Annotated in this window: 4 protein-coding genes and 1 pseudogene; 4 read left to right on the top strand and 1 reads right to left on the bottom strand. The window is 69.7% G+C overall.

Annotated features, from left to right (window positions below; genetic code table 11):
* Together WA967_RS02700 and WA967_RS02695 are read left to right on the top strand one after the other, a co-directional pair.
* A pseudogene (locus WA967_RS02700) lies at positions 1–247 on the top strand (hypothetical protein); the annotation flags it as partial.
* Positions 248–299: 52 nt separating this feature from the next.
* Positions 300–1712 carry an MFS transporter gene (locus WA967_RS02695; protein ID WP_424419358.1) on the top strand — a complete coding sequence of 471 codons (1413 nt, stop codon included), beginning with the start codon at positions 300–302 and terminating at the stop codon, positions 1710–1712.
* Here WA967_RS02695 and WA967_RS02690 read toward each other — a convergent pair whose 3' ends face one another.
* Complete coding sequence (locus WA967_RS02690; RefSeq protein ID WP_424419357.1) at positions 1713–2228, bottom strand: MarR family winged helix-turn-helix transcriptional regulator; 516 nt, start codon at positions 2226–2228, stop codon at positions 1713–1715. It abuts the gene before it with no gap.
* Positions 2229–2313: 85 nt separating this feature from the next.
* Between WA967_RS02690 and WA967_RS02685 the strand changes: the two genes are divergently transcribed.
* Positions 2314–2937 carry a MarR family winged helix-turn-helix transcriptional regulator gene (locus WA967_RS02685; protein WP_424419356.1) on the top strand — a complete coding sequence of 208 codons (624 nt, stop codon included), beginning with the start codon at positions 2314–2316 and terminating at the stop codon, positions 2935–2937.
* Positions 2938–3199: 262 nt separating this feature from the next.
* Positions 3200–3969 (top strand): AraC family transcriptional regulator (locus WA967_RS02680; RefSeq protein ID WP_424419355.1); only part of this gene is annotated, 770 nt, incomplete at its 3' end.

Genomic DNA, 3969 nt, shown 5'->3' with positions numbered 1-3969 from the left:
GGATCCGCTGGATTTCCGGCTCAGAAGCCGCGCGGGCGACGAAGATCATCCGAAAGGTGGAGACGCCCACGGAGTTATCCACAGGCACGAGACGCGCCGGCTCGGTTCGTCGTCGGATGCCGTCCCGCAGGGGCTGGATCTGCTGCACCGCGACTGCGTGAACATCTGCGACTGGTTCACCCGGCGACGCCTGGAGCGCGACCCGGACGAGCTGTTCGCCGAACTGCTCGCGGCATCCTTCGGGTGAGCAGGTCACCGGCATCCACCGCGCGTCACCGGCATCCGGTAGCGTGACCGGCATGACAGCCCATCGTCGTGCCGCCGTTCCCCCGCCCACGGCCAACACCGGCGCGCTGCCGGGGTTCGGCGCAACATTCGCCGAGGCGGGCGAAGAGGTCGAGATCCCCCGGAGGAAGGTGATCTCGTGGGCGTTCTGGGACTGGTCGACGCAGCCGTTCAACTCGGTGCTGCTGACGTTCGTCTTCGTCTCGCTGTATCTGACCGGCAGCAGTTTCCTGCCGCCCGAGATCGCGAAGCTCTCCGAGAACGATCCGATCCGCGAGAAGGCCGTCGCCGACCTGACCAGCGGCTACGGGTTCGTGTCGATGCTCGCCGGCATCCTGATCCTTCTCCTGGCCCCCGTGCTGGGGCAGGCGGCTGACCGCTCCGGATCCAAGAAGCGGTGGCTGTTCGTCTCGACCATGCTGCTGGCTCTGGCGCAGTTCGCGCTCTTCTTCACCTACGCCGACCCGGCCTTCTTCTGGTACGGCGCCGTGGTGATCTCGGTCGGCGCCGTGATCAGCGAGATCGCCGGCGTGAACTACAACGCGATGCTGGTGAGCGTCTCGACGCCGAAGACCGTCGGCCGCGTGAGCGGACTCGGCTGGGGCCTGGGGTACATCGGCGGCATCGTCGCGCTGTCGATCATCGTGGTGTTCACGAGCTTCGACTGGTTCGGCATGGACACCTCCAACGGCCTGGCGTACCGGCTGATCGCCGTGGGATGCGCGGTGTGGACGCTGGTGTTCTCGATCCCGCTGTTCCGCAATGTGCCCGAGCCGGCGGCGGCCGAAGGCCTGAAGCGCGTGAGCTTCTTCGCCAGTTACGCCGAGCTGGTCCGCGACATCGTGCGCCTGTACCGCACGCACCGCCCGACCTTCTGGTTCCTCGTGGCGAGCGCCGTCTACCGAGATGGCCTGGCCGGCGTGTTCGCGTTCGGCGGCATCCTCGCCGCAGCGGTGTTCCACTTCACGTCGAACGAGGTGATCATCTTCGCGATCGCGGCGAACGTGGTCGCCGGCATCTCGACGGTGCTCGCCGGGCGGGCGGACGACCGCTTCGGTGCGAAGGCCGTGATCGTCTGGGCCCTGTCGATCCTGCTGGTGATGGCGGTGGTCGTGTTCGTGCTGCACGACGCCGGCAAGGTGCCGTTCTGGGTCTGCGGCCTGGTGCTCTCGGCCTGCGTGGGGCCGGCTCAGGCGGCATCCCGCTCACTGCTGGCGCGCGTCACGCCGACCGGCCTGCAGGGCGAGATCTTCGGCCTCTACGCGACCACCGGTCGCGTAGCCAGCTTCATGGCGCCGGGCATGTGGGCGCTGTTCATCGCGGCGTTCGGCGCCACGTACTGGGGCGTGCTGGGGCTGGCGATCGTGCTGGCCGTGGGCCTCGTGCTCCTGCTGCTGGTGCGGCTGCCCAAGCATGAGCGGGTCTGATCAGCCCCAGTTGTCGGCGAGCTTGGTGAGCAGCCGGGCGAGTTCTGCGCTCTCCTCGTCGGTGAAGGCTGCCAGCGCCCGGCCGAGCGCTTCGCGACGCTCGCCGCGCACGCCGCGGAACAGGCGCGCACCCTCGTCGGTGAGCGCGATGCGCGTGCGGCGGGCATCGTCGGGGTCGGCCTCGCGGCGCACCCAGCCGCGGTCCACGCCCTGCTGCACCAGCCGTGAGGCACGCGGCTGATCCACCCCGATCGCCTCGGCGAGGCCGCTCACGCTGAGCGGCTCGGATGCCTGCGCCAGAGCCTCCACCATGCGGACCACGGCGGGTGCGCCGTGCCGCATTCCTCCTTCGAGGCCCCACGGGGCGCGCCCGCCGTGCGGCCGCATGCCATGCGGCCCGTGTTCGTGCGGCCCGCGCTCGTGCATGCCGAGCGGATGCTGGTGCTGACGCCGCCCGCGAAGCCGCGACAGCGCGGCGGCGATGGCGTCGACGGGGTTCACGGGTTCTGCGGTCATGGTCCAATTTTACATGTGACTTGACATGCACAGGTTATTCATGTCACACTGCATGCATATGCAATATGACATGTAAAGGAATCCCATGAACACCTCTGACACTCATCCCTTCGGATACTGGATCACCGCCGTCGACCGCCTGATGCGCACCGAGTTCGCCACGCTCTTCGACGACGAGGGCATCACCCGACGTGACTGGCGGATGCTGAACCGCATCGACGGCACTGTCCCCTCCGAGCGCCCTGTCCACAGCGCCAAGCTGCGCCGCCTCGTCGAGCTCGGCTGGGTGCAGCGCACCCGCGACGGGTGGGCGCTGACGGATGCCGGCACTCTGGCCAAGCAGCGTCTGGGCACCGCCGTCGACGAGCTGCGCGCCCGCGTCGCCGGAGCCGTCTCCCCCGAGGATTACGCCACCATGACGGCCTCGCTGGAGAAGATCGCCCGCGAGTTCAGCTGGGCCGAAGGCAAGCGCCTGCCCCGCCGCGAGGGCCGCGGACACGGTCACCGCGGCGGCCACTGCCACGAAGCCCACCACGACCGGCGCTTCCACGACCACGGGCACCGGCCCGGCTCTGAGGTCCATCACGGCGTGCGCTTCGGCGAGCACGGCGACCGTCACCGTGACCTCGGTCCGCATGCGCACCACGCGCACGGCTTCCCCCGTCACCACGAACCCACGACGCACATCCACATCCACACGCACGGCTGAGTCGCTCGTGCTCACCCGCGAGAAGCATCCGGCGCCCATCGGCCCGGATGCTTCTCGTCGTTCCCGCTCCTCTCCCCGAGCTGGATCGCTTTCTCATCCGCGCCGATCGGCCCGGCGCAGAATTCCACCGGAGCCACCGACCTCCCCAGCACTTTCGACCCAGGCCGCGAGAGGCACAGCCGCGGGCGGCTGCCGTGAACCGTCCGCACGCCCGACGACGCCCTCAGGAATACCGGCACAGCCGCGCAGGTTCTCCTGTTGCATGAGCCCTCTCGCACCGCATACGGCCTCCCCGGCCCACGAGCACGCGCTGGAGAGGCTGCTGGGCGAGGTCGCGATCAGCATCCGCTCGCAGCGTCGCGCGGTACCGGATGCCGATGAGACGGTCCTCCTCGGCGAAAAGGGCCTCTCCCTGGTCTACGTCCTGCACGGGAGCATCGCGACGCCGGCTGATGCCGGCCTGCCCGATGCCCTCGGCACCGGCGACGCCCTGCTCGCCGCCGGCCGCAGCATCAGGATCCGGGTCCCACAGGGATCCGGAGCGCTGATCTCGGAGCTCGACTGGTCCGAGAGCGCCGCCCATCTCGCGGGTCTCCTGCCCGAGACAGCCTGGATCCGGCACTTCGACGAGCTCGAGCCGGCGGCGGCCGCGCTCGCTCACCAGATGGGCGGCGACCCCCGCAGCGTCTACGAGCGCGACGGCGACCTGGTGATCTGCCGCATGATGGCTACCACGCTGCTGCAATCCGTGATCCGCGCCTGGTCGAGCATGGGGTGCGCGCCGCAGGGCTGGCCCTCGCGCACCGGCGATCCGTTCCTCGACCGCGTCATCCGCGCGGTGCGCGACGACCCGGGCCGCGAGTGGACGGTCGAGTCGATGGCATCCGTCAGCGCGCTGTCGCGATCGGTGTTCGCCGAGCGCTTCCGCGCCGCCTTCGACAGCTCGCCCGCGCAGTACGTCGCCGAAGTGCGGATGCGCGCCGCCCGCGCCCTGCTCATCGACGGCCGCGGGGTGAGCGAGATCTCTCGCGA

It is taken from the genome of Microbacterium sp. (assembly GCF_049650565.1).
In the GTDB taxonomy this organism is placed as follows: Bacteria; Actinomycetota; Actinomycetes; order Actinomycetales; family Microbacteriaceae; genus Microbacterium.
The sequence above is the reverse complement of the archived record's forward strand: the minus strand, read 5'-3'. Positions and strand labels throughout refer to the sequence as shown.

Excerpts from the sequence above, each read along its gene's own strand:
- WA967_RS02690 (WP_424419357.1), bottom strand. The coding sequence starts at position 2,228 with ATGACCGCAGAACCCGTGAACCCCGTCGACGCCATCGCCGCCGCGCTG.
- WA967_RS02695 (WP_424419358.1), top strand. The coding sequence starts at position 300 with ATGACAGCCCATCGTCGTGCCGCCGTTCCCCCGCCCACGGCCAACACC.
- WA967_RS02685 (WP_424419356.1), top strand. The coding sequence starts at position 2,314 with ATGAACACCTCTGACACTCATCCCTTCGGATACTGGATCACCGCCGTC.